This window comes from Rodentibacter trehalosifermentans (assembly GCF_002000545.1).
Taxonomy (GTDB): Bacteria; Pseudomonadota; Gammaproteobacteria; order Enterobacterales; family Pasteurellaceae; genus Rodentibacter; species Rodentibacter trehalosifermentans.
The window spans coordinates 1-22,345 of record NZ_MLHL01000039.1 but is presented as its reverse complement, the minus strand read 5'-3'; the positions used below and the strand labels follow the sequence as shown (position 1 = coordinate 22,345).

Genomic DNA, 22,345 nt, shown 5'->3' with positions numbered 1-22,345 from the left:
TTGTTAGCTCCATAGCTGCAACGTATCTTGTGCAACGTTGATTTTTTCAGTTTCAGGATCAGGCAAATTCACTTCCGTGCCGATAGGGATTATCGGCAAATTCATCAAGTGCGGGTTTAACTCACAAGCGATTTCTAGATAGTCTTGGCTTTTTCCCAAATGGCGATAAACAATGGCATCGAGATTGTCGTTTTGCTGTGCGCGAACTTTCATCAGATTAGCTCCACGTCAATTCTTCGGCGTTTCAACATATCGCTAATAGCAAAACGGGCATCACGGCGGAGTTGGTCGATGATGTCTTTGAGTTGTTCCATTTTCTTTTCGCCATCATTGGTGCTGTCATAGCTTGCATAGCGTTCGTATAAATTCGCCACCGCAAGGCAAATCACGGCACGTTGATAACGTTGCACTAATATGCTTTCGTCATTGATAACCGGAGCCGGAATACTTTCCAAATGACCGTATTTCGCATTTTCTTTTTGAAATGCATTCAATTCTTCATTGACTGATGCCATCGCCTCAATCAATGAATCTTTTAAGCGAAATTCAGTCACTGTGCCGTCAATACGCATTTGATTGCGACATTGCGAAATCGACAAATCAGGGAAAAAGGGTTCATTGGTGATGAAATCATCGGTGTTCGGGTAGGTTTCTACCTGTTTTTGCACTGCGCCCATTTCATAATCTGGGGCGAGTTTGATGGAGATTGCACCGTCTGACATTGTGTTTACCTATAAAAAAAGCGGGGTGGGGATTCATCAAGTGCAGTGGAAATTTAAGAAAATTTGACCGCACTTTGAATCCGCCCCGCGGCTGCGTGGTTTGCTTGGTTTTTAATAAATAATGCGTAGGGTGTGTGAATTTGAAAAATTCACGCACGCAAAGATCAAATAAGGGTAATTCGTGCGTGGATTGTTAACAATCCACACACCCTACCTGTTTTCTCAATTTTTTAATCTCGCCTTTTACGCCGATTTTCTGATCTAAACCTAATGCTTGTTCAAGATATTCAAGAAATCGTAGGGTGTGTGAATTTGAAAAATTCACGCACGCAAAGATCAAATAAGGGTAATTCGTGCGTGGATTGTTAACAATCCACACACCCTACCTGTTTTCTCAATTTTTTAATCTCGCCTTTTACGCCGATTTTCTGATCCAATCCCAATGCCCGTTCAAGATATTCAAGGGCTTGAGTCGGGTTTTTCTCAATAGTAAGCAAGCCTAATTCACGCAATAATCTTGCACGGCTTTCGTCCGGCATATCGCAATCGGCGGTGAGGCGGTTCGCCTGTTCCAAATAGCTCACGTCAAAAGGTTGGTTTGCCGCTTGTGCCGTTTTGGCTTGGTCGGCAAATTCTTCGGCGATAAGCGTGCCTAAGGTTCGGCTGAACGGTTCAGGCAATCGCAAATCGTGAAAAACAGCATAGTCGGCAATGGTTAAAGCAAGGTGATATTCGCCACAGTCAATCGCCCACACGCACCATGTCATCAACACATTATCTTGTTTACCTGTTCCGGCAGATAATGCACCTTCAATCCAAGGCAGATAATCCGGCAAAATGCGTTTTTTAAACTCGGCTTTGCGCACCGTGGATTGGATTTGTTTTAAATTCTTTTTTGGCGTGCCAGCAAGCGAAGCATTTTGTCGTATTCGCTAAATTGGCTTAAATCTTCGGTCTCTGCCGCATTGGCTAAAGCGGCAGAGGTTTCCAGAAAATGACGTTTAGTCGGTCGCATTGACTTATTCCGTTGCGCCGTTAGTGGTTTCGGCAGCCGGTGTATCAACAATCGTGATGTTTTTCGCCATCGCCACCGCTTCGTAGTTTTCAACTACGTATGCCTCATTTGAGGATAAATAGTCTTCCACACGGTTGCGTTCCGGCTTGTCTTTAAAGTGACGGCGCACTTTGCCTTCTTGTACGTAGATTGACAAGTTATCCAATGCAGTGATAAGCACTGTACCTTTCGGGAAATACGGCACTGAAACCGCTTGTAAACCGCCTACCCGTTTTTGGCTAATGACTGTGTCGCCTGCGACAATTTCTGTCGGTTTTTCTTGGTTAATTAATGGGAAATATTTATCCGCTAATAAATCGCTCCCCATAATTGCTACGAGTTTTGTGTCGTCACGGTATTGCGCCGGGATAAAGTCTTCTTTGAGGGCGAACACAAAGGCATCAAGGTTTTTGTAGGTTTTACCACTGCCAATTTCAATTTTGCCGCTACCTTTGGTTTCTTCTGTCATCACTCGGGCTGCCGCTTTGGTTTCAATTTGGTGCAACCAACCGACATTGACATCTTGCAAGAGCGGGTTATTTTTAATGTCTGTGGTTGTGGCAGCACTTGAACCGTTAAACCCGATCATAATGCGGTCGTGCGCAATGCGTTCGGGTTTGAGATTGCCAATTCGAGCAGCAAAATCAGGGAATTTCGCCCAACTATCCAAAGTGGCGTAGTTTAAATGGGTGTCAAAGTTGGTTTGCTCGCAAGAGTAGGTGTTTTCTTCAAGGCTGTGAATATCTCTTGTTTCACGCTCTTTTTTGTTGGTATCGGTTCGGCTTGCAATCGGGCCTAATACGCCTAAACGCAAAGTTGCGCCTTTCATTTCCGTCACCATCACTACATTAATGCGTTTTAGAAAATCGGAATTTTCCAATACGGCATTTTCGAGTTTTTGTTGAATGGTTGGCTCAACGGTGAATTGACCGCCTGCGGCAACAAATTCTACGGATTCGCCATTGTCTGTTGCAACACCGGCGAAATAATGGGCTAATTTGGTTTGGGTAAATTTATTCATTTTGGCTTCCTGTGGTGATAATTAGAAGAAACGTCCGTCAGCTTCGGCTTTTTCGCCCGCCACTAAAGGGCGTTCGGTATAGTCGGCAGATGGTGTTTGTTCAAGTTGGGTAAACTTGCTTTGCATAGCGGAAAATTCCGTTTTCTGCTTTTCAAAATCGGCAGAAAGTGCGGTCAATTTTTCCAGCGTTTCTTTGGTTTGCTCCGCTAACAATTCGATGGATTGTTCGTGCACGGCAAAACGTTCATCATCAGATTTTTCTTTTTTGGCGAATAATCCTTTGATTTTTTCAAGAATTGAGAGGGATTTTTCCGCTTCTTCCACAAATTCCAATTCTGTTTCAATGGCGGCTGTGAAAAGGTTGTCCGCTTTTAATTTGCGTGAACTTAATCCGTTATGTGAAAAAGAAAGCATTTCCGTGCCAAGGCTTGCCGGATTGTCTGTTACCGCTAATCCCACTAAATAGGCTTTGCCGGTATCAGCAAAATTGGTGTCAATTTCAACGGATGTATAGACTTTTTGCCCTGCCTGATTGAGTTTAATCAAACTTTCCGTCGGGATGATTTCAGCTAATAATTGCAATTTGCCGTCTTCACGTTTTTGAGTTTTCAACGCCATCACATCACCAAAACAGTGAGCATTTGGCATATCTTCAAAAAATAGGGTGAATTTGATGTGATCTAAGTTAATGCGTGCGCCGTAAGTATTTTTTGGATCATAGCTTTCGGCCATTTCCTCAATCCACTTACCCTGAATTTCGCGACCGTCTGTGGTGGCGCCCTCTGTCGCCACGACAAACCATTTTGACTTTTTCGGCATAGGTTATCCTTTCAAAGGTTGATGTTGCGCCCATTCTGAAAGACTTTTCACGCCTGTGCGAGGGCTTGCCATTGTTGCGTTAGCTTTCACAAAACCGCTTGAAAGACGACCGCACGTCGGCTTTTTATGATGGCAATAAAAAAACCGCCCTAAGAAAGAGCGGTTAAATTTGAGTTAGATTTCGTTGTTGAGATAGCGGGTGAGATGTCGCCATTGTTCCGGATTATCCCTTTGGCGGTGATCCAACAATTTTTTAATCATCGGTTTAGCGGTTTTATAAATCCGTTTGTATTCTGTGACGTAACCATACACTTTCGGTGCAAATGGCGAATCCAATAATGCCAAGGGTTTATACAGATTTTCCAACAAAAAACGCATTTTTTCATGGGTGAACAACAGCCAAACAAGATGATTGATGTCTGTTTGGGAAAAGGATTGGGAATAGGTTAATTCGGGCGAGGGGAGAGCCGGTTGTGCAACGTGATATTGTCCGTTTTTTCTTATTTGTGGGAGTACTTCTTCAAAGACCCAATTTTGAAACTCTACGGCTTCGGCTTTATTAGAACGAAAAATAATGCGGTAGAGATTCGGTTCATTGATAAAAGTAAGTTCGTTTTTTCGCTCAAGTTTATCCACGCTATACATTTTATGTATACCGTCAGAATTAAAATTAAAACGGCTAGCATTAGCATTGCTAATATTTAAGACAGTGCAAACATCTGTCAAACAAAAATAAGGTTCTGATTTGATTGTTTCAATACGAACAGGGTTAGATTTGAAATTAAAGGTAGAAATTTGAGTTGCCATAGTTTGATTTCCTTTTGATGGAATCCCTAATTAGGGCGATCGACAGCTCAAAACTGGTCAAACTATCCAGCGGACGTATTCCCTTGCGGTATTGTATTAGTCGCACTGTCGATCATTGAACAAAAATTTGCTTATTTTTGACCGCACTTTTGGTACAGGCACAAAAAAATCACGCTGACGGGGTGAATAGCCGAGTTTGATAAGGCTTTTGAGACCTTGAGCTAAATCCTACCCTTGAATGTTGGGGTTGTCAAGGGTAGGGGGAAGATTACACTTGATTTGAACGGGCGAACAATTCCCGATGGGCTGCCGTCGCAAAAAAATCACTGCGGTCGTTGTAGAAATTGCCCATTGCCGCAATACGGCGGTCGATGGCTTTCAGCAAATATTCGGGGATTGAAATTTCAAGTGGTTGTTTTTCGCCTAAATATGGCGTTATGTCGATATCGACTAAAAGCCAAGCGTCAAAATCGGCATACTCGGGATCGGCTTTGTAATGTGCCACACCTTTGTCTTTGATTGTGGCGAGATCAACGCCGTCATCCGCCATTGATTCAAGATTGAGGGTAATCGCTTCGGTTTCCACTTCATCGGCAGCGGAAAAACAGCCATAGTTAAGTCGGCAAAGGGCAGGAACAATCATACCAAAGGCTTGGTCTTCGTTATCGGGCGTTTCAACGCCAACGGTAAAAATCATTTTGCTTCTCCTAATAGTGAAAATTGAAGTGTGAGCCCCAAGGCAAAAAAGAGCTTATCGAGCTTATCAATGCCGCTTTTGTACCAAGGGTTAAGCAGGCGTTGCATTTCAGCCGAGGTAAAGCCCGCCAGTTTGCCGAGTTCGGTTTTGCTGAGTTTATGTTTTATGCGTTCATTGTGAATCAGCACTTTGGCTTCAACAAGCGTGGGCATTAAAACGAGAATTTCGCCTTTTTGAGGCGGTAACGGTGTGGGGAAAGGCTCTTCATCTTTGAAGGCAAACTCTACCGCACCGATAAGGGCGAATTCAAGCTCGGCGATGGCTTCGGCTTCTGTGTCGGCTTGCACAATGGCATTGCTGTTTTCGCTAAATTGTAGCGTGCCGATGTAGTAGGGGTTGCAGTTTTCCTCAACTTGTTCAAGGGTCGCAGGGTAATAACGCATTGCTGTTGTTCTCCTTGTGGGCTGATTAAGTGTGCCAATAAGCCCCTAACAAGGCTTGTCAAGGGGAATGTTACATGGCAAAAGTCGGTAATCCCTGCCATTCATTTGCTACTTTGACTTTGGCAAGGCTTTGTTGAAATTGGGCGTTGTGGTTTAGCTCCCATAAATCTACGTTGGTTTGTAGGTTAAGCCAAAATTCGGGACTGGTGTTAAAGGCTTTTGCCAATTTCACTGCCATTTCAAGGGTGATTCGGGAATGGTTGTTCACAATGGCACTGGCGGTGTTGCGGTGAACATCAAGAATTTGGGCGAGGTCGCTAATTTTTAGGTTGAGTTCGTTTAAAAATTCTTCTTGTAAAATTTCGCCTACGCTGGTTGGTTTTCGTTGTGTGCTGTTCATATTGCCTCCTATAAATTGTAGGTGTGGGGGTCTAAATATAAATCTGAAAGTTCGCCGTTTTCAAAGTGGAAAATCAGGCGGTATTGTTGATTAACCCGAATGGAATAGCGTTTGTTTTCTTTCGGTTCAAGCAGCTCAAGACGATTTGCCGGTGGGCTGCGTAAATCGTTGAGGTTTTCCGCCGCACTGATCATATCCAGCTTGCGTGCTAACACTTTGGTGAGATTGGTCGGAATTTTGCTGTGGCTTTCGCCATATTGGAAAAAGCGGTAGAGGTAATCATCACGAAAATGTTTGGCGGTTAAGTTGATCATTTGGGCGGTTGATTTGTTATTAATGGCGTTATTTTATTTTAAACAGTGAGACTGTGCAAATTTTATTGAGGGAAAATGGAGAAAGAATACCAAGACACGAATTTAGACACTACCGCAGACACAAAACGCCAAGCACAAGTGATGTATTTCAGCGGGTATAAAATTGCGGAAATATCACGGCAGTTAAATATTCCGACATCGACGATATCCAGTTGGAAAGAGCGTGAAAAATGGGATGATTTTGCCCCTGTTGGGCGTGTTGAACTGACACTGGAAAGCCGTTTGAATTTGCTCATTTTGAAAGAGAACAAGAGTGGGGCAGATTATAAAGAAATTGATTTACTTGGTCGCCAAATGGAGCGGATGGCTCGGGTGAAAAAATATTCCTTTGGTGAGGGTAACGAAGTGGATTTAAACCCGAAACTTGCCAATCGCAACAAAGGTGAACGCAAGAAACCGGAGCAAAATGCGATTGATCAGGAACAAGAAGAATTGTTGATTAATGGCTTTCTTGAGGGAATGTTTAATTATCAAAGAGTGTGGCATAAGGCAAAAGAACACCGAATCCGCAATATTTTGAAAAGTCGTCAGATTGGGGCGACTTATTATTTTGCCCATGAAGCTTTTATTGATGCTTTGACAACAGGGCATAATCAAATCTTTCTTTCCGCCAGTAAAAAACAGGCACTGCAGTTCCGCTCTTACATTGTGAACTATGCCAAGCAAACCGCCGATGTGGATTTGAAAGGGGAAACCATCAAACTACCGAATGGGGCGGAGCTGATTTTTCTAGGGACTAACTCCGCCACCGCCCAATCGTATCACGGCAATTTGTATTTTGATGAGGTGTTTTGGGTGCCGAAATTTGATGTGATGCGTAAAGTGGCATCGGGTATGGCGGCACAAAAGATGTATCGTCAAACCTATTTTTCCACTCCTACCACCATTGCGTACCCCGCCTATGCCTTCTTTTCCAGCAAAGCCTTTAACCGTAACCGGACCAAATCGGAAAAAGTCGAAATTGATATTTCGCACGAAAATTTACGAGCCGGCAAGCTCTGTGCAGATCGACAGTGGAAACAGATTGTTAGTATTTACGATGCGATGGAAGGTGGGTGTAACCTGTTTAATATTGATGATTTGATTGCAGAGAACAGCAAGGAAGAGTTTGAGCAGTTATTTTTGTGCCAATTTGCCGATGATGACAGCTCGGCTTTCAAATTTGCCGATTTGCAGTTGTGCCAAGTGGATAGCTTAGAGGAGTGGACGGATTATAAACCTTTTTGGCAACGGCCCTTCGGCAATCGTGATGTATGGTTGGGGTATGACCCGGCATTTACCGGCGATCGTGCGGCACTAGCCATTGTTGCACCGCCAAAAGTGGAAGGGGGCGACTATCGTGTGTTGCATTGGCAAACCTTTCACGGCATGGATTATGAAGCGCAAGCGGGCAAAATCAGACAATTTTGTGATGATTATAACGTCACCCGCATTGTAATTGATAAAACGGGAATGGGGTCGGGCGTGTATCAAGAGGTGAAGAAATTTTACCCGATGGCGCAAGGGCTAGACTATAACGCAGATCTTAAAAATGAAATGGTGCTGAAAACGCAAAACCTCATTCAGAAACGTCGCCTTAAATTTGACGGCAAGGAAATTATCACCAGTTTTATGACCGTGAAAAAACGTACCACCGGCACAGGCAGAATAACTTACGTTTCCGACCGTTCCGAAGAGGCAAGCCACGGCGATTTATCGTGGGCAATTATGAACTGCATTTTAAACGTGCCTTATGGCTTAGGTGGCGATGTAAGCGCACAGGCCCAAACTACAATCTTTACTTTTGAATAGGATTATTTATGAAAAAATCACGCAAAAAAACAACCGCGCTTTCTTCACAACCTAAGGCTGAAGCCTTTAGTTTTGGCGAGCCGATTCCCGTGCTTGACCGTGCGGAAATCCTCAATTATTTCGAGCCGGTATTGATGTATCAAAAATATTATAATCCGCCGATTAATTTGAGTTATCTCTCTAAAGCATTGAATGCATCAGCACATCATCAAAGTGCAATTACCGTGAAGAAAAATATTTTGCTTTCAACTTGTAAAACGACCGCACTTTTGCCACGCACGCAACTTGAAAAATTAGTACAAGATTATTTGGTTTTCGGTAATGCTTATATTGAAGTTAAACGTAATCGTTTTGGCAATGTGATGGCGTTAAATGCGCCATTGGCAAAATATATGCGGGTTGGCGTAGAGCAGGGCGTATTTTATCAAGTGGTGAATGGATTTGATGAACACGAGTTTGCAAAAGGTTCGGTGTTCAATTTGGTTAATCCGGACGTTAATCAAGAAGTTTATGGTGTGCCGGAATATTTGGCGGCATTGCAGTCTGCATTTTTAAATGAGAGTGCGACATTGTTCCGCCGTAAATATTATTTGAATGGGGCGCATGCGGGTTCGATTATGTATTTGACTGATCCCACTCAAAATAAAGATGATGTGGAAGCAATAAAAGAACAGCTCCGACAAACTAAAGGTACGGGTAATTTCAAAAATCTATTTGTATATATTCCAAACGGCAAGAAAGACGGCTTACAAGTGATTCCGCTTTCTGATGCTATCGCCAAAGATGATTTTCTCAATATTAAAAATGCAAGCCGTGATGATGTGTTAGCCGCCCACCGAGTGCCACCGCAACTAATGGGGATTATCCCGAATAATACGGGCGGTTTTGGCGATGTAGAAAAAGCGACTAAAGTGTTTTTCGTGAATGAGATTATTCCGCTACAAGAACGCTTGAAAGAAATTAACGCCATTGTCGGAAAGGAAGTGATCACTTTCAGTGAGTACAAACTGTTTGAATAAAAACAGATCCTTTTTAAAATAAAAATGCCCGTGCTTGTCACGGGTTTTTTATTGCCAAAACAAAGCTGTTTTTGTCCCTTATTTATTAAATTCCGCCCCAGTTTATTATATCAAACCACCCTATAACACAAAGGCGAAAACCATATTTCCCCTTGATTTTTCAGACACTTTCACGCAGGAAAAATCGCAAGCAAACCTTCGCCACGCCCGCACACTAAATGTGTGGATTTCAACGCAAATTACGATCCTTAATAAAGCCTTTACAGATATAGCGCCTTTTAGATCCTTTTATTTAGATCCTTCAACGCAAAATAACGCAGAAAAACGCAGATTTTTAGATTCTTTACTAAATAATTAGATCGTTTTAAAATTTTGGGTGCAAATTAGCGTGATTTTTTATAGGTTAAGATTTTGTTTTTATTGAAAACGGAAAAATAACCCTAGGCACCAAACAGAATTTTAAACATGGAAAGCCGCTTTAATAGCGGCTTTTTTGTTGCCGAAAATTAAGAAAAAATCAACCGCACTTTCTGAATGCGCATTTTTAGCGGATTGAGAAAAAGCTGAATCTCTTTTGGAAATTCAGCTTTGTTGGTTTATACGGATAATTCAGTACGTAATTTTTTTGTTACATCTACCATCACTTTCAATTGTTCAATGGTTTCTTTCCAGCCTCGGGTTTTTAAGCCACAGTCCGGGTTCACCCATAAACGTTCTTTTGGTACGACTTGTAAGGCTTTACGCAATAAATGTTCGACTTCATCAGCAGTTGGAACTCGTGGGCTGTGAATATCATACACGCCGGGACCTATATCGTTCGGGTATTTGAAATCGGCGAAAGCGGCAAGAAGTTCCATATCTGAGCGAGAAGTCTCAATAGTAATCACATCGGCATCCAAAGCGGCAATAGCCGGTAAAATGTCATTAAATTCGGAATAACACATATGGGTGTGAATTTGTGTATCGTCCTGACATCCCATTGAGCTTAAACGAAAGGCTTCACCCGCCCATTGTAAATAAGCCGCCCAATCGGCTCGTTTAAGCGGTAGCCCTTCACGAATAGCGGGTTCGTCAATTTGAATCACTTTAATACCGGCTTTTTCTAAATCTAAGACTTCATCAGAAAGCGCTACTGCAATTTGTTTGCAAACCGTTGAGCGGGGAATATCGTTACGAACAAAAGACCATTGTAAAATGGTAACTGGCCCGGTTAACATCCCTTTCATCACTTTTTTCGTTAAGCTTTGAGCATATTGAGACCAGCGTACCGTCATTGGTTCAGGACGAGTAACATCACCATAAATCACCGGCGGTTTCACACAGCGGGAACCATAACTTTGTACCCAACCAAACTTGGTGAAGGCAATTCCCTCCAACAATTCGCCAAAATATTCCACCATATCGTTTCGTTCCGCTTCGCCGTGAGCCAGTACATCTAAATCTAATTTTTCTTGCTCACGTACGACCAATTCAATTTCTTTTTTCATCGCCGCTTCATAGTCTGCAAGGCTTAAATCCCCCTTTTTGAATGCCGCACGGGCTAAACGAATTTCTTTCGTTTGTGGGAAAGACCCAATCGTTGTGGTTGGTAATAAAGGAAGATTTAACCAGTCATTTTGCAATTTAATTCTTTCCACAAACGGAGATTTACGTTGATCGGCACCTTTTGGTAAATTTGCTAAACGTGCCGCCACTTCAGGGCGATGAATCTCTTTTGAATGAGCACGGGCGTCAGCGGCAGCTTGGCTTGCATTAATTTCGCTTTGAACCGCTTGGCGACCTTGCTCCAGTGCCGTCTTAATGAGGCGCAATTCTTGAATTTTTTGTAAGCCGAAAGCAAGCCAGTTATAAAGTTCGGGTTTGTTTGCTTGTAATTGGGTTTCAATGGATAAATCATAAGGTGAGTGGAGCAGGGAACAGCTTGGTGCAATCCATAAACGCTCGCCTAATTTCGCCTTTAATGGCTCTACAATATCTAATACTTGGTTTAAATTTGCCCGCCAAATGTTACGCCCATCAATGGTACCTACAGACAAAATCTTGTCATAATCAACAAAGGCTGAAAGTTGCTCTGGGGCTCGCACCACATCAATGTGCAAACCGGCAACAGGCAATGCTTTTAATAAATTGGCATGTTCTGCCACAGAGCCAAAATAAGTGGCTAATAATAATTTTGCATTGACCTGTGCGGCTAATGTGGCATAAACGTCTTTATATGCTGCGATCCATTGTTCCGGTAAATCAACGGCTAATGCCGGTTCATCAATTTGAATATAGTCTATGCCTTCTTTTGCTAAAGCATTTAAGATATCGACATAGACCGGGAGTAATTTAGGCAATAAGTCAAAACGGTTAAAGGTCGAACCTTTTTCTTTTCCTAACCATAAGAAAGTTAAAGGGCCAACGATTGTAGGTTTAGCCTTAAAGCCAAGAGCTTTCGCTTCACGAATTTGTTGTATGTAATGAGTGGGGTTTGCTTTAAATTGAGTGTCTGCGTGGAATTCAGGCACCAGATAATGATAGTTGGTGTCAAACCATTTGGTCATTTCGATAGCAAATTGTGTTTTATTTCCCCGTGCCAGCTGGAAATATTGATCAAGGGTAAGTTGTTGACTATCAAAACCAAAACGGACAGGAATTGCACCGGTTGCAACCTGTAGATCTAAAATATGATCGTAGAAGGTGAAATCTGCTACGGCAACGTAGTCGGCATTGGCAGCCGATTGGTGTTTCCAGTTGATTTCACGCAATGCTTTCGCGATATCCAATAAATCTTGCTCAGCAATTTCACCACGCCAATAACGCTCTTGGGCAAATTTGAGTTCACGTTTTGCACCAACGCGTGGAAATCCGGATAAATGAAATGTTGTCATAATAATTTCCTCATAATGATGTTGTTGATAATTTAGACGGCTAAACGTCCGTGTAAGTGTAGAATGAGGTATTTTTATTTATTATGCAAACTCATTATTTTCAATGAATTTATGAATTATTTTAATGATAAGGGCTGAGAAAATCTTTTTAGAAAAAGTTGGATGGTTTCACTTTTTCCTTCTTAGATTTTGCTATACAAAGTACGGTCTGATTTGATAGACTTTTTGCCATTCCAAAGCCAAAGGAGGAAACCAAAATGGATGGATTAACCATAGCGACACTGGTCTTTTTAGTGCTGATCATTGTCATTTTATTTTCAACGATTAAAACGGTTCCGCAAGGATACAATTGGACGATTGAACGTTTCGGGCGTTACACCCGCACCTTAATGCCGGGGCTGAATATCGTTGTGCCTTTTGTGGATCGTGTAGGTCGCAAAATTAATATGATGGAGCAGGTGCTGGATATTCCTTCACAAGAAGTGATTTCAAAGGATAATGCCAATGTTGCCATTGATGCGGTGTGTTTTGTGCAAGTGATCGATGCACGCAGTGCGGCTTATGAAGTGAATCACCTAGAACAGGCGATCATCAATTTAACTATGACGAATATTCGTACGGTGTTAGGCTCAATGGAGTTGGACGAAATGCTTTCACAACGGGATTCTATCAATGGTCGCTTACTTGCCATTGTGGACGAGGCGACAAATCCTTGGGGGATCAAAGTGACCCGTATTGAAATTCGTGATGTACGTCCGCCTCGTGAATTGATTGATTCCATGAATGCGCAAATGAAAGCGGAACGTAACAAACGGGCGGAAGTATTGGAAGCAGAAGGGATTCGACAAGCGGAAATCTTACGCGCCGAAGGGGAAAAACAAGCCCGTATTTTAAAAGCAGAAGGGGAGCGTCAGGAAGCTTTCTTGCAAGCGGAAGCCCGTGAACGTGCGGCAGAAGCGGAAGCCAAAGCAACACAAATGGTGTCCGAAGCCATCGCAAGCGGCGATACCAAAGCCATCAATTACTTTATTGCACAAAAATACACGGAAGCTTTAAAAGAAATTGGTGGTGCGCAAAATAGCAAAGTGGTCTTAATGCCATTGGAAGCGGGAAATTTAATCGGTTCTGTGGCGGGCATCGCCGAATTATTAAAGGGCGATAAAAAAGCCTAAGATTTAACTTTCAAAGTGCGGTTGAAATTTACCGCACTTTTTCTATCTTTTTTATCAAGGGGGCAATATGGCAGAGTGGTTCACCAGTTGGACATTATGGCATTGGTTAGTTTTAGGCTTTGCATTATTGATTGCGGAAGTGGTCGCACCCGGCGTGTTTTTACTGTGGTGGGGCTTGGCGGCTTTAGTTACCGCATTTATGCAATTTCTTGTTCCCGATTTTTCATTGGTCGGGTTAGCCATTTTCTATGGCGTTTTGGCTTGTATTTTATCGGTTGCTTGGTGGCAATATCAGCATAAAAAAGATTGTCGCGATCAGGCTCAAACTTCCTTAAACCAACGTGATCATGCGATGCTTGGCAAACAAGGCGCCGTGCAGGAAATTGCTGTAAATGGTATTGGACGTGGTGCTTTCGGTGACACCACTTGGCGTATTCAAGGTGAGTATCTCACTGTGAATGATCTTGTAAAAGTGGTGCGTGTAGACGGTATCACGCTGATTGTTGAAAAGGTAACAAAATGAATCATCTTATTATTTTTGCCCACCCTAACTCCCAAAATAGCTTTGGGCGTGCTATCGCCGATCGTGTACTCGAAACCGGCAAGAATCTTGGAGTGGAAACCCGGTTCCGTGATCTTTATACACTGGGTTTTAACCCGATTATTTCTTTTGAAGAATTGCAAGCTGCGAATAGCGGCATTATTCCCGAAGAAGTCAAATATGAACACGAGCTTATCCGCCAAGCGGATTTAATCACTCTGGTTTATCCCCTTTGGTGGATGGGCTTTCCGGGGCTATTAAAAGGTTATTTGGATCGGGTGTTAAGCCACGGTTTTGCTTATAAAACCGAAAATGGTGAGTCTGTGGGCTTGCTTAAAGGTAAACAAATGCAGCAATTTATTACCATTGGTAGCAATGTGGAAAAATATAAGGAATTTGGCATTGATAAATCCCTAGACCATTGCCTCGTGAACGGCTTATTTAATTATTGCGGCATTGAAAATGTCACCTATGAATTATTCGGCGATATTCATTTGATTGATGATAATGCACGCCGTGCGATGCTTGATATCGTTGAGCAAAAAACACAGGAAAAATTAACCGCACTTCTAAAGGAAAAAACGGTATGAGCATAGAAAAAACACTGAATAATTTTTCATTAATTAGCCGCTTATTCGGTAATTTATTTTATCGTGCGCCGACTGATCCCGTGCTTGCCGGTGTGTTTGATTGGTTGCAACAGAAAGGCTTAAATCAAGTTTGGGCGTTGGAGGCGGATAAGGAAAGCCAAACAGCGTTGGATAATCTTCAATTAAAAATTGATTTAACATTGTTAAATAAAGAATATCAAAAATTATTTGGGGCAGAAGGAAAGGTGGACACCGCCATTTCCACCTATGACATTGATGTGGTGGATTTTATGGCTTTTCGCAATGAGCGGGCAATGCCCGAAGTGGAAAGTGCGGATCATTTTGCGTTACTTTTGCTCACTGCTTCTTGGTTGGAGGATAACGTTGATTCCATTTCTGCACAACGAACCCTTTTTGAAGCCTTTCTGTTGCCATGTGCCGCCCAATTTCTCACTCAAGTGGAAACTTACGCTACTTTGCCGTTTTATCGTTCTCTGGCGTGTTTAACCCGTGAAATCCTTGCCGCCATGGCGGATGAATTGGAAGAATAATCATGGCGAAATGGAAAAAAGCCCTCGGGTTTATGCGGTTTCGCAATATCTCTTTTCACCGTATAGTCCCCTTGTCGGCACTTCTTTGGATGAATTACTAGATTATTTTGATTCCCTTCCTGAAGTGGAAAATCCTGAAGAGGAAAACTAAAAATAAACGGCTGAATATCAGCCGTTTTTCTTATCCGAAAATCTATACCAATGTCGCTAAAATAATTTGTTCTGGATTGATATGTAACCAAATTTGTTGATCAATTTGCCATTGGTTTGGTTGAGTAAGAGTGGCACAAAATTCCATTTCATCAAAAACTAAAATGGTTTCTTTTTCATTGATGGACTTTATCCTAACAGGATATTGATTAATCTGATTTTCCAAGGGGTGTGCTGTTATGTTTACCCAAGGGGCTTTAATCATCAACATCACCTCTTTTCCTGTCATAAGTTTTAGGCGGGCAGCACTTTTTGTTGTGATGGAAACTTGTAACGGCTTCGGTAAAGAGGCAATGTCCACATCAATAAGACAACGGGAGTCCATCATTCGTTGCCGTGCAACCTTGCCGAAAAATTGATTTCGCGCACTGCTTTGTAATGAAAAACGGGCAGTAGCAGTAAGCAGGCTATCGAGCGGTACGGATTCATCTTGCAAAATGTTGAAGGCGTGCTCCTGCGTTTTTTCAAGTAGATCATAAAGCTGAAGTAAACGTTTTGCATAGTTTGTCAAAACTGTCCCGCCCCCGTTTTTTCCACCGGCATTGCGTTCCAATAAAGGGGAAGGGCTGACTTTGTTCATCGCTTCGAGATGATCCCAAGCACTTTTGTAGCTGACTTTCGCATTTTTTGCAGCCTGATTTATTGAACCGCATTGCTGAATTTCTTTGAGTAATCGAACACGTTTGGGATCAATAAAGAGCATTTGCTGAAGTTTTATGCTGAGCAACATTTCGGTATTTTTCATAGATACTCCTTTTATATTAACGATCGTTATATATTTTATGATAAAACCCATTTTTCCGTATCGCTATTTTTTATTTCGATATATAATAAAATAAATAACGAAACTTATCATAAGGAGAAATGATGAAAAAATTAACCCAAATTTCAACCGCACTTTTAATCGCCGGATTGGGATTTTCTGTCAGTACAAGTGCTAAAGTCACGATATTTGCCGCCGCTTCAATGACCGATGCGTTAAAACAGGTGGCAACAGAGTATGCAAAACAAAATCCTGAAAATGAGGTGGTATTTTCTTTTGCCTCTTCATCAACATTGGCGAAACAGATTGAAGAGGGCGCACCGGCAGATATTTTTGTTTCAGCCAGTAATAAATGGATGAAGTATCTTTCCGGCAAGGATTTAACGGTAAAAGAGACGGAAAAAGTATTGGCAGGAAATGAATTAGTGTTGATTGCACCGATAAAAAGTGCGGTTGATTCTGTGGAAATTTCCAAAGGTGAGTGGGTGAATGCGTTAAAAGACAGCTATTTATCGGTAGGTGATCCAGCCCATGTGCCGGCAGGACAGTATGCGGAAGAAGCCTTAACTAAATTGAATTTGTGGGATAAAGTAAAAGATCGTTTAGCGCGAGCCAAAGATGTGCGTGGCGCATTAGCCTTGGTGGAACGGGCTGAAACCCCTTATGGGATTGTATATAGCACTGATGCGAAGATCAGTCAAAAAGTGAAAACCGTGGGGGTATTTCCTACCGATAGTTATAAATCGGTGGTGTATCCGATGGCGATTTTAAAAGATCATGATAATGCGAACTCCCGTGATTTCTTACAATATCTTGATTCCGATGCGGCGAAAAAAGTGCTTGAAAGTTACGGTTTCTCTGTGAAATAAATCTCATAAAAGAAAGGGCAAGTTTTTGCCCTTTTTGTTAGAATCTCATCCCTTTGTTAAGCAACATCTTAACCTGATAAGGAAATGCCGTTTGCTCAATCAATTTCTATCTTTCTTTCATCTTAGCCCTTTAGAAATAGAGGCTATTCGCCTGAGTTTAAGCGTAGCTCTTAGTGCGATGCTTTGGAGTTTGCCTGCGGCGATCTTTATGGCATGGATTTTAGCGCGTAAAAATTTCTATGGTAAATCTTTAGTGAGCGGTGTGATTCATTTGCCTCTGGTGCTACCACCTGTGGTCATCGGCTATCTATTATTGGTGGCAATGGGGAAAAATGGATTTATCGGTCAATATTTGTATCAATGGTTTGGACTGTCTTTCGGGTTTAACTGGAAAGGGGCGGTTTTGGCTTCCGCGGTGGTCGCATTTCCTTTAGTAGTACGCGCGATTCGTCTTTCTCTTGAAAACATTGATATTCGGCTTGAGCAGGCTGCTCAAACCTTGGGGGCTTCCCCATGGCGTGTATTTTTTACGATCACTTTCCCTCTTTCATTACCGGGTGTATTAGCCGGATTAATACTCGGTTTTGCCCGTTCATTAGGGGAATTTGGTGCAACCATTACCTTTGTCTCTAATATTGCCGGTGAAACTCAAACCATTCCCCTTGCGATGTACTCCTTCATCCAAACACCGGGGGCTGAAGCGCAAACCGCACGATTGTGCTTTTTCGCTATTGTGCTTTCCTTTATTTCATTACTTGCATCAGAATGGTTTGGTAAACGTATGCAAAAACAATTAGGGCTGGGTAATGTTACAAATTAATATCAAAAAACAACTCGGAAAATTGGCATTGGAGGCAAATTTACAGCTTCCCGTTCAAGGGGTAACCGCCATTTTCGGTTTGTCCGGTGCGGGGAAAACGGCGTTAATTAATTTAGTGAGCGGGCTTACTCAACCTGATGAGGGATTTATCCGATTAAACGACCGCACTTTGGTAGATAGCGAAACTCAAGAAAGCGTGCCAACTCATTTACGCAAAATTGGCTATGTGTTTCAAGATGCCCGTTTGTTCCCTCATTATACGGTGAAAGGTAATTTATGTTACGGTGCGAATAATGTTGCAAAAGACGAGTTTAACTATATTGTCGAGTTGCTTGGTATCAGTCATTTATTGAAGCGTTATCCGCTCACGCTTTCCGGTGGGGAAAAACAACGGGTTGCCATTGGGCGTGCGTTGCTGACTGATCCCGATATTTTGCTTATGGACGAACCCCTTTCCGCTTTAGATTTACCGCGAAAACGGGAATTAATGCTCTATTTAGAACGCCTTTCTCAGGAAATTAATATTCCTATTTTGTATGTGACACACAGTTTGGATGAGCTGTTACACCTCGCAGATCGGGTAGTATTAATGGAAAATGGAAAAGTGAAAGCCTATGATTCTGTGGAACGAATTTGGAATAGTGCGATTTTTGTCCCATGGAAAGGAGAAAAGGAACAGAGCAGTGTATTAACCCTCCCCGTGCATTTGCATAATCCGACTTATAAAATGACCGCACTTTCTTTCGGCGAACAATTACTTTGGATTCACCAAGTGAATGCGGTGGTAGGGCAGGTTGTACGTATTTGTGTTTATAGTTCCGATGTTTCTATTGCTCTACAGAAACCGCAACAAACCAGTATTCGCAATATTTTATTTGGTCAAATTGTACAAATTGAAATGCAAGATTCCCGTGTAGATATTGCGGTGTTAGTCGAAGGTCATAAGATTTGGGCAAGTATCAGCAAATGGGCACAAAACGAACTACGCTTTACAGTGGGGATGAATGTTTATGTACAAATTAAAGCAGTATCTGTCGTCTAAAATGATATTCCATAAAATTATAAGCTATAACAAAAAACGATTAGATCTTTTATGAGGAAGTTTATCTAATATTGCCACCTGAATTTATAGGAGATGAATATGTTATTTCTTACTTTAGCCATTTTTGCACTGATTCTTGTGCTGTTAGGCTATTTTTACAAAAAAACACAAAAATTGGGACAAACGGTTTTTGTCGGTTTATTACTGGGCTTAGGTTTTGGTGCGTTATTACAAAATATCGGCAACGAAAACCTTATTAAAACCGCATTAGATTGGATCAATCTTGTAGGTGGTGGTTATGTTCGTTTATTGCAAATGATCGTGATGCCATTAGTTTTTGTATCCATTCTATCGGCAATTACCCGTTTAAATGAGGCTCGTTCCTTAGGCAAAATCAGCTTTAGTGTGCTTTCCGTCTTGCTTGTCACTACTGCTATTGCGGCGTTTATCGGCATCATTATGGTGCAAATATTCGGTTTAACGGCAGAAGGTTTAGTGGCAGGGGAACGCGAACTTGCCGCACAAAACCGTGTATTAGGTCGTGCGGATCAAATCAATGCACTCAGTATACCTGCTATGTTGCTTTCTTTCATACCCAAAAATCCTTTTGCCGAATTAACAGGTGCAAATCCAACTTCAATTATCAGCGTGGTGATTTTCTCTGCATTTTTAGGCGTAGCGGCATTGAGTTTGCGTAAAGAAAATCAGGAATTGGGTGATCGTATTGCACAAGGTGTGGAAACACTCAATAAATTGGTGGCACGTTTAGTGCGTTTTGTTATTCGTTTAACGCCTTATGGGGTATTTGCGTTAATGATTAAAATGGGCGCAACATCAAAATGGGTAGATATCCTCAACTTAGGAAGCTTTATCATTGCCTCTTATATTGCGATTTTCCTGATGTTTGTTGTGCATGGTGCGTTGCTTTTATTATCCGGCATCAGCCCGATTCAATATTATAAAAAAGTGATGCCAACCCTCGCCTTTGCTTTCAGTTCCCGTTCAAGTGCGGCAACTATTCCACTGAATATTGAAACTCAAACGGATAAGCTCGGGAATAATCCGGCGATTGCTAATTTCTCCGCCACCTTTGGTGCGACAATCGGACAGAACGGTTGCGCAGGGATTTATCCGGCAATGTTGGCTGTGATGATTGCGCCAACTGTAGGTGTTGATCCCTTTACCTTCAGCTATATTGTGACCCTAGTTTTAGTGGTGGCGATTTCTTCTTTTGGTATCGCAGGTGTAGGAGGAGGAGCGACATTTGCGGCGATTGTGGTACTTTCCACTTTAGGTTTACCGTTAGAATTGGTTGGCTTGTTGATTTCAATTGAACCGTTAATTGATATGGGACGCACCGCACTTAATGTAAACGGTGCAATCACAGCAGGGACGTTAAGTAGTAAGTGGTTGAAATTGAAAGAGTAAATGGTCTTATTTTAAAATCTGCTCCCTAAAAGTTGGACTCAACTTCAACTGATTAAGGTGCAGATTTTTTATAGCTAAAAACATTAAAAAAAAAACAAACAATTAGGCTGGTGTCATCTGAATTGATGGAGATAAAGCGTTTTAGATGCTGGATTTCTTTTAATTTGATTTTTGAATGTATAACTAAAATCAAAAGTCACCCATTAAAAAGCTCATTATTTGAGCAATTATTTAGATCGTAAAGAGAGGGTAAACGATAACTAAAACTCAAGGATTTAGTAGTATCTCATAGGCTCGGATTGGACAATAAAAAAGCCTTGAAGTGAGTATTTTCAAGGCTTTATCGATTCTTATATTGTATTGTTTTTCAATTTGGTGCTGGCGTCATCTGAATTGGTGTCGATAAAGCCTTTTAAATACTGAATTTCTTTTAATTTGATTTTTAAGTGTATAACTAAACGTATAACTAAAACAAAAAGTCATCTATCAAAATGACTGCTTTTTGAACAATTATTTAGATCGTAAAAAGAGGGTATCAGCCAACAGTGATCACCCCAATTTAGCCGCTCAAATTCGCTTACCTTTAACCAGTCCTTTTTTGGTCTCGTTGTTTTCCTCAAATTGAGGTTAAGTCATTAAATAAAATTTAATAACTGGCAAAATAACTTTTACCGTTGGTGGATATTGATTATTTAATTAGGTTCACATCTCCTCAAATTTGAGGGTATTAAATTATCCCTCGCGCGCGTACTGGTCGCAAAATTCTAAATTCTTGGAGTCCATAAAAAAGGCTATAAAAACTGTAATAGCGATAAAACGGAGTTCCGGGGGCGGTATTTGAGGCTTTTTCTCTGAACTTTTTACCCACCCCTCCCAAGTAAAAATCGGCTTGGTTCTCGCGCGCACGCGCGTACTGCTGAAAAAATTCAATAAAAAAGGCTCAATGCAATGCATAAGCCTTTTGAATCGTTATTCTACACTCTCGCCAATTCTTCAAAAATCTGAGGCGAACGTTCCACCATTCGAAGAAGTAGCATTGCTTGCTGATTTGGCTTGCTTTTGCCTTGTTCCCAGCCTTGATAGGTTCTTACGCTTGTTCTTAATTTTTGGGCAAACATTGATTGAGATAGCTTTAAGCTTTCCCGAATTGCTTTGATTTCGCTTGCTTTCATCTCCAGCGGTTCGGGACGGCTTAGTGTGTAACTAGGTAATTCAATTTCACCTTTCTGATGCGCTTGAATTTCTTTCAAACCTGTCATCAACTCATTAAATAAATTTCTTTTTGTCATTCTCTAGCCCTCACTGTTTTTTAATTTCTTCAACGACTAATCTCAATGCTTTGCGCTGCTCATGGCTCAAGTCGTCCATCTCGCTTTTTTGGTAAGCAGTGATCAAGTAAATATTTGCTTTGTTATCTTGATAATAGTAAATCACTCTAGCCCCGCCTCGCTTGCCTTTGTTGCGTGTGCTGTCGGCAATTCTTACCTTGCGAAGTCCGCCCAACCCTTGAATTAAATCGCCTTTCTCTGGATTTTCTAATAGTTCATTTTGAAAACTCCTATATTCATCATCACTAAGATATTCTGCACGATATTTAGAAAAGGGTGTTAATTCTACAAAGGTTAGGTTCATTTTTATCCTTATACGTTATTTGCGTATATTATACGCAAATGGCGTATATTATACGCAAATGGCGTATAGCAAGCAATGTTATTTGATAAGATTTTACCTATGGATCACCCTAAGACTTTCCACCACCTAAAAAATAAAAAAAGTGTATATATAATAGAAAAATGCCGGGATAACCGGGATAGCGGGATAAACCACTAAATATCTTTATTTTTCAAATAGTTAATTTTTCAATTTTATCCCGAAGCCCCGGGATAAACTGGAATAAAACCGGGATAGAAAATAATTGATTAAAAAATAAGCGGGATAAAATAGGCTAAAATCGGGATAAAAAGGGTCAAAATCGGGATAAAATTTTAAATATCGGGATAACTTTTTTCTTATATATCGTTGTTTTTATTCATTATTTTACTCTTTCTTTGTGTTTTATCCCGGTTATCCCGGTAAAAAAATCCCTCCTATACACAATTTTTTTTCGTTGGTGGATAAAAAAAGAGCAAATCATTTGTGATCTGCTCTTTGTTATTTGATAGTCTGTACCTTTCAAAATAGGCTTTTTATTCCTCTCCCTCCTGCTCTGTGATTGGAATTAATACATAACATCGGGTCTGCTTTTTATCTACACTTGCCGGAACACGAACCCTAAATCTAGGTGGTGTTTCATTAGAACGTTCTAACATTCCAGCATTAAATAAGGGGCTGAAGTAGAT

At 41.4% G+C, this 22,345-nt stretch carries 24 protein-coding genes and 1 pseudogene; 11 read left to right on the top strand and 14 right to left on the bottom strand.

The window, feature by feature from the left end:
• Window positions 1-3: 3 nt before the first annotated feature.
• The 10 genes and pseudogenes from BKK52_RS07370 to BKK52_RS07320 form a co-directional block, all read right to left on the bottom strand.
• Entirely contained in the window at window positions 4-213 is a 210-nt protein-coding gene (locus BKK52_RS07370; protein WP_077478403.1) for a tail protein X, read from the bottom strand.
• Window positions 213-722, bottom strand: a complete 510-nt coding sequence (locus tag BKK52_RS07365; protein ID WP_077478402.1) for a head completion/stabilization protein — start codon at window positions 720-722, stop codon at window positions 213-215. Before BKK52_RS07365 ends, BKK52_RS07370 begins: the two co-directional genes overlap by 1 nt.
• A 365-nt stretch (window positions 723-1,087) precedes the next feature.
• Window positions 1,088-1,737, bottom strand: a pseudogene (gene gpM / locus BKK52_RS07355) (phage terminase small subunit).
• A 4-nt stretch (window positions 1,738-1,741) separates the two neighbouring features.
• Window positions 1,742-2,797, bottom strand: a complete 1,056-nt coding sequence (locus BKK52_RS07350; protein WP_077478401.1) for a phage major capsid protein, P2 family — start codon at window positions 2,795-2,797, stop codon at window positions 1,742-1,744.
• A gap of 21 nt (window positions 2,798-2,818) precedes the next feature.
• On the bottom strand, window positions 2,819-3,616 hold the full coding sequence (locus BKK52_RS07345) for a GPO family capsid scaffolding protein (RefSeq protein WP_077473905.1): 798 nt from the start codon (window positions 3,614-3,616) through the stop codon (window positions 2,819-2,821).
• Window positions 3,617-3,790: 174 nt separating this feature from the next.
• Window positions 3,791-4,423 carry a BRO family protein gene (locus BKK52_RS07340; protein ID WP_077473906.1) on the bottom strand — a complete coding sequence of 211 codons (633 nt, stop codon included), beginning with the start codon at window positions 4,421-4,423 and terminating at the stop codon, window positions 3,791-3,793.
• Between the two features lie 268 nt (window positions 4,424-4,691).
• Window positions 4,692-5,120: a type II toxin-antitoxin system HicB family antitoxin gene (locus BKK52_RS07335; protein ID WP_077473907.1), complete on the bottom strand. Its 429-nt coding sequence runs from the start codon at window positions 5,118-5,120 to the stop codon at window positions 4,692-4,694.
• Window positions 5,117-5,563 carry a type II toxin-antitoxin system HicB family antitoxin gene (locus tag BKK52_RS07330; protein WP_077473908.1) on the bottom strand — a complete coding sequence of 149 codons (447 nt, stop codon included), beginning with the start codon at window positions 5,561-5,563 and terminating at the stop codon, window positions 5,117-5,119. Before BKK52_RS07330 ends, BKK52_RS07335 begins: the two co-directional genes overlap by 4 nt.
• A gap of 70 nt (window positions 5,564-5,633) precedes the next feature.
• Window positions 5,634-5,963 carry a HigA family addiction module antitoxin gene (locus tag BKK52_RS07325; RefSeq protein ID WP_077473909.1) on the bottom strand — a complete coding sequence of 110 codons (330 nt, stop codon included), beginning with the start codon at window positions 5,961-5,963 and terminating at the stop codon, window positions 5,634-5,636.
• An 8-nt stretch (window positions 5,964-5,971) separates the two neighbouring features.
• Window positions 5,972-6,277 carry a type II toxin-antitoxin system RelE/ParE family toxin gene (locus BKK52_RS07320; RefSeq protein WP_077473910.1) on the bottom strand — a complete coding sequence of 102 codons (306 nt, stop codon included), beginning with the start codon at window positions 6,275-6,277 and terminating at the stop codon, window positions 5,972-5,974.
• A gap of 75 nt (window positions 6,278-6,352) precedes the next feature.
• Here BKK52_RS07320 and BKK52_RS07315 point away from each other — a divergent pair, with 75 nt between their 5' ends.
• Both BKK52_RS07315 and BKK52_RS07310 read left to right on the top strand, forming a co-directional pair.
• Window positions 6,353-8,128, top strand: coding sequence for a terminase large subunit domain-containing protein (locus tag BKK52_RS07315; RefSeq protein ID WP_077478400.1), 1,776 nt, complete (start codon window positions 6,353-6,355; stop codon window positions 8,126-8,128).
• Window positions 8,129-8,136: 8 nt separating this feature from the next.
• Window positions 8,137-9,147 carry a phage portal protein gene (locus BKK52_RS07310; protein ID WP_077478399.1) on the top strand — a complete coding sequence of 337 codons (1,011 nt, stop codon included), beginning with the start codon at window positions 8,137-8,139 and terminating at the stop codon, window positions 9,145-9,147.
• A 596-nt stretch (window positions 9,148-9,743) separates the two neighbouring features.
• Here BKK52_RS07310 and metE read toward each other — a convergent pair.
• Window positions 9,744-12,020: a 5-methyltetrahydropteroyltriglutamate--homocysteine S-methyltransferase gene (gene metE / locus BKK52_RS07300; RefSeq protein ID WP_077478397.1), complete on the bottom strand. Its 2,277-nt coding sequence runs from the start codon at window positions 12,018-12,020 to the stop codon at window positions 9,744-9,746.
• A gap of 257 nt (window positions 12,021-12,277) precedes the next feature.
• Here metE and BKK52_RS07295 point away from each other — a divergent pair, with 257 nt between their 5' ends.
• From BKK52_RS07295 to BKK52_RS13515, 5 genes are all read left to right on the top strand, one after another.
• Window positions 12,278-13,192, top strand: a complete 915-nt coding sequence (locus BKK52_RS07295) for an SPFH domain-containing protein (RefSeq protein ID WP_077419967.1) — start codon at window positions 12,278-12,280, stop codon at window positions 13,190-13,192.
• A gap of 67 nt (window positions 13,193-13,259) precedes the next feature.
• Complete coding sequence (locus BKK52_RS07290) at window positions 13,260-13,715, top strand: NfeD family protein (protein WP_077419966.1); 456 nt, start codon at window positions 13,260-13,262, stop codon at window positions 13,713-13,715.
• Window positions 13,712-14,323 carry an NAD(P)H-dependent oxidoreductase gene (locus BKK52_RS07285; protein ID WP_077419965.1) on the top strand — a complete coding sequence of 204 codons (612 nt, stop codon included), beginning with the start codon at window positions 13,712-13,714 and terminating at the stop codon, window positions 14,321-14,323. The genes BKK52_RS07290 and BKK52_RS07285 overlap by 4 nt, the downstream gene beginning before the upstream one ends.
• Window positions 14,320-14,874, top strand: coding sequence for a TorD/DmsD family molecular chaperone (locus BKK52_RS07280; RefSeq protein WP_077419964.1), 555 nt, complete (start codon window positions 14,320-14,322; stop codon window positions 14,872-14,874). The genes BKK52_RS07285 and BKK52_RS07280 overlap by 4 nt, the downstream gene beginning before the upstream one ends.
• Before the next feature lie 10 nt (window positions 14,875-14,884).
• Complete coding sequence (locus BKK52_RS13515) at window positions 14,885-15,025, top strand: hypothetical protein (protein ID WP_158076039.1); 141 nt, start codon at window positions 14,885-14,887, stop codon at window positions 15,023-15,025.
• Window positions 15,026-15,067: 42 nt separating this feature from the next.
• Here the strand turns inward: BKK52_RS13515 and BKK52_RS07275 are convergent, their stop codons facing one another.
• Entirely contained in the window at window positions 15,068-15,829 is a 762-nt protein-coding gene (locus BKK52_RS07275) for a TOBE domain-containing protein (protein ID WP_077478396.1), read from the bottom strand.
• A gap of 122 nt (window positions 15,830-15,951) precedes the next feature.
• On the opposite strand from BKK52_RS07275, the gene modA reads away from it, so the two are divergent.
• The 4 genes from modA to BKK52_RS07255 all read left to right on the top strand — a co-directional run bounded on the left by modA (window position 15,952) and on the right by BKK52_RS07255 (window position 20,006).
• Window positions 15,952-16,716: a molybdate ABC transporter substrate-binding protein gene (gene modA / locus BKK52_RS07270; RefSeq protein ID WP_077478395.1), complete on the top strand. Its 765-nt coding sequence runs from the start codon at window positions 15,952-15,954 to the stop codon at window positions 16,714-16,716.
• A 91-nt stretch (window positions 16,717-16,807) separates the two neighbouring features.
• The gene (gene modB, locus BKK52_RS07265; protein WP_077419961.1) at window positions 16,808-17,536 is read left to right on the top strand and encodes a molybdate ABC transporter permease subunit; all 729 of its coding nucleotides are present in this window, start codon (window positions 16,808-16,810) and stop codon (window positions 17,534-17,536) included.
• A complete protein-coding gene (modC, locus tag BKK52_RS07260; protein ID WP_077473914.1) occupies window positions 17,523-18,578 on the top strand; it encodes a molybdenum ABC transporter ATP-binding protein ModC in 1,056 nt (351 codons plus the stop codon). The genes modB and modC overlap by 14 nt, the downstream gene beginning before the upstream one ends.
• Window positions 18,579-18,677: 99 nt before the next feature.
• Complete coding sequence (locus BKK52_RS07255; RefSeq protein WP_077419959.1) at window positions 18,678-20,006, top strand: L-cystine transporter; 1,329 nt, start codon at window positions 18,678-18,680, stop codon at window positions 20,004-20,006.
• 974 nt (window positions 20,007-20,980) lie between these two features.
• Here BKK52_RS07255 and BKK52_RS07250 read toward each other — a convergent pair.
• Together BKK52_RS07250 and BKK52_RS07245 are read right to left on the bottom strand one after the other, a co-directional pair.
• Window positions 20,981-21,295 carry a helix-turn-helix domain-containing protein gene (locus BKK52_RS07250; protein ID WP_077419958.1) on the bottom strand — a complete coding sequence of 105 codons (315 nt, stop codon included), beginning with the start codon at window positions 21,293-21,295 and terminating at the stop codon, window positions 20,981-20,983.
• 10 nt (window positions 21,296-21,305) lie between these two features.
• On the bottom strand, window positions 21,306-21,638 hold the full coding sequence (locus BKK52_RS07245) for a type II toxin-antitoxin system RelE/ParE family toxin (RefSeq protein WP_077419957.1): 333 nt from the start codon (window positions 21,636-21,638) through the stop codon (window positions 21,306-21,308).
• Window positions 21,639-22,345: the final 707 nt, after the last annotated feature.

Coding starts and splice junctions, on each gene's coding strand:
- BKK52_RS13515 (WP_158076039.1), top strand. CDS start 14,885: ATGGAAAAAAGCCCTCGGGTTTATGCGGTTTCGCAATATCTCTTTTCA.
- modC (WP_077473914.1), top strand. CDS start 17,523: ATGTTACAAATTAATATCAAAAAACAACTCGGAAAATTGGCATTGGAG.
- BKK52_RS07330 (WP_077473908.1), bottom strand. CDS start 5,563: ATGCGTTATTACCCTGCGACCCTTGAACAAGTTGAGGAAAACTGCAAC.
- BKK52_RS07250 (WP_077419958.1), bottom strand. CDS start 21,295: ATGACAAAAAGAAATTTATTTAATGAGTTGATGACAGGTTTGAAAGAA.
- modA (WP_077478395.1), top strand. CDS start 15,952: ATGAAAAAATTAACCCAAATTTCAACCGCACTTTTAATCGCCGGATTG.
- BKK52_RS07365 (WP_077478402.1), bottom strand. CDS start 722: ATGTCAGACGGTGCAATCTCCATCAAACTCGCCCCAGATTATGAAATG.
- BKK52_RS07275 (WP_077478396.1), bottom strand. CDS start 15,829: ATGAAAAATACCGAAATGTTGCTCAGCATAAAACTTCAGCAAATGCTC.
- BKK52_RS07280 (WP_077419964.1), top strand. CDS start 14,320: ATGAGCATAGAAAAAACACTGAATAATTTTTCATTAATTAGCCGCTTA.
- BKK52_RS07340 (WP_077473906.1), bottom strand. CDS start 4,423: ATGGCAACTCAAATTTCTACCTTTAATTTCAAATCTAACCCTGTTCGT.
- BKK52_RS07290 (WP_077419966.1), top strand. CDS start 13,260: ATGGCAGAGTGGTTCACCAGTTGGACATTATGGCATTGGTTAGTTTTA.
- BKK52_RS07370 (WP_077478403.1), bottom strand. CDS start 213: ATGAAAGTTCGCGCACAGCAAAACGACAATCTCGATGCCATTGTTTAT.
- BKK52_RS07320 (WP_077473910.1), bottom strand. CDS start 6,277: ATGATCAACTTAACCGCCAAACATTTTCGTGATGATTACCTCTACCGC.
- BKK52_RS07315 (WP_077478400.1), top strand. CDS start 6,353: ATGGAGAAAGAATACCAAGACACGAATTTAGACACTACCGCAGACACA.
- BKK52_RS07285 (WP_077419965.1), top strand. CDS start 13,712: ATGAATCATCTTATTATTTTTGCCCACCCTAACTCCCAAAATAGCTTT.
- BKK52_RS07310 (WP_077478399.1), top strand. CDS start 8,137: ATGAAAAAATCACGCAAAAAAACAACCGCGCTTTCTTCACAACCTAAG.
- BKK52_RS07295 (WP_077419967.1), top strand. CDS start 12,278: ATGGATGGATTAACCATAGCGACACTGGTCTTTTTAGTGCTGATCATT.
- BKK52_RS07350 (WP_077478401.1), bottom strand. CDS start 2,797: ATGAATAAATTTACCCAAACCAAATTAGCCCATTATTTCGCCGGTGTT.
- BKK52_RS07335 (WP_077473907.1), bottom strand. CDS start 5,120: ATGATTTTTACCGTTGGCGTTGAAACGCCCGATAACGAAGACCAAGCC.
- BKK52_RS07245 (WP_077419957.1), bottom strand. CDS start 21,638: ATGAACCTAACCTTTGTAGAATTAACACCCTTTTCTAAATATCGTGCA.
- metE (WP_077478397.1), bottom strand. CDS start 12,020: ATGACAACATTTCATTTATCCGGATTTCCACGCGTTGGTGCAAAACGT.
- BKK52_RS07325 (WP_077473909.1), bottom strand. CDS start 5,963: ATGAACAGCACACAACGAAAACCAACCAGCGTAGGCGAAATTTTACAA.
- BKK52_RS07345 (WP_077473905.1), bottom strand. CDS start 3,616: ATGCCGAAAAAGTCAAAATGGTTTGTCGTGGCGACAGAGGGCGCCACC.
- BKK52_RS07255 (WP_077419959.1), top strand. CDS start 18,678: ATGTTATTTCTTACTTTAGCCATTTTTGCACTGATTCTTGTGCTGTTA.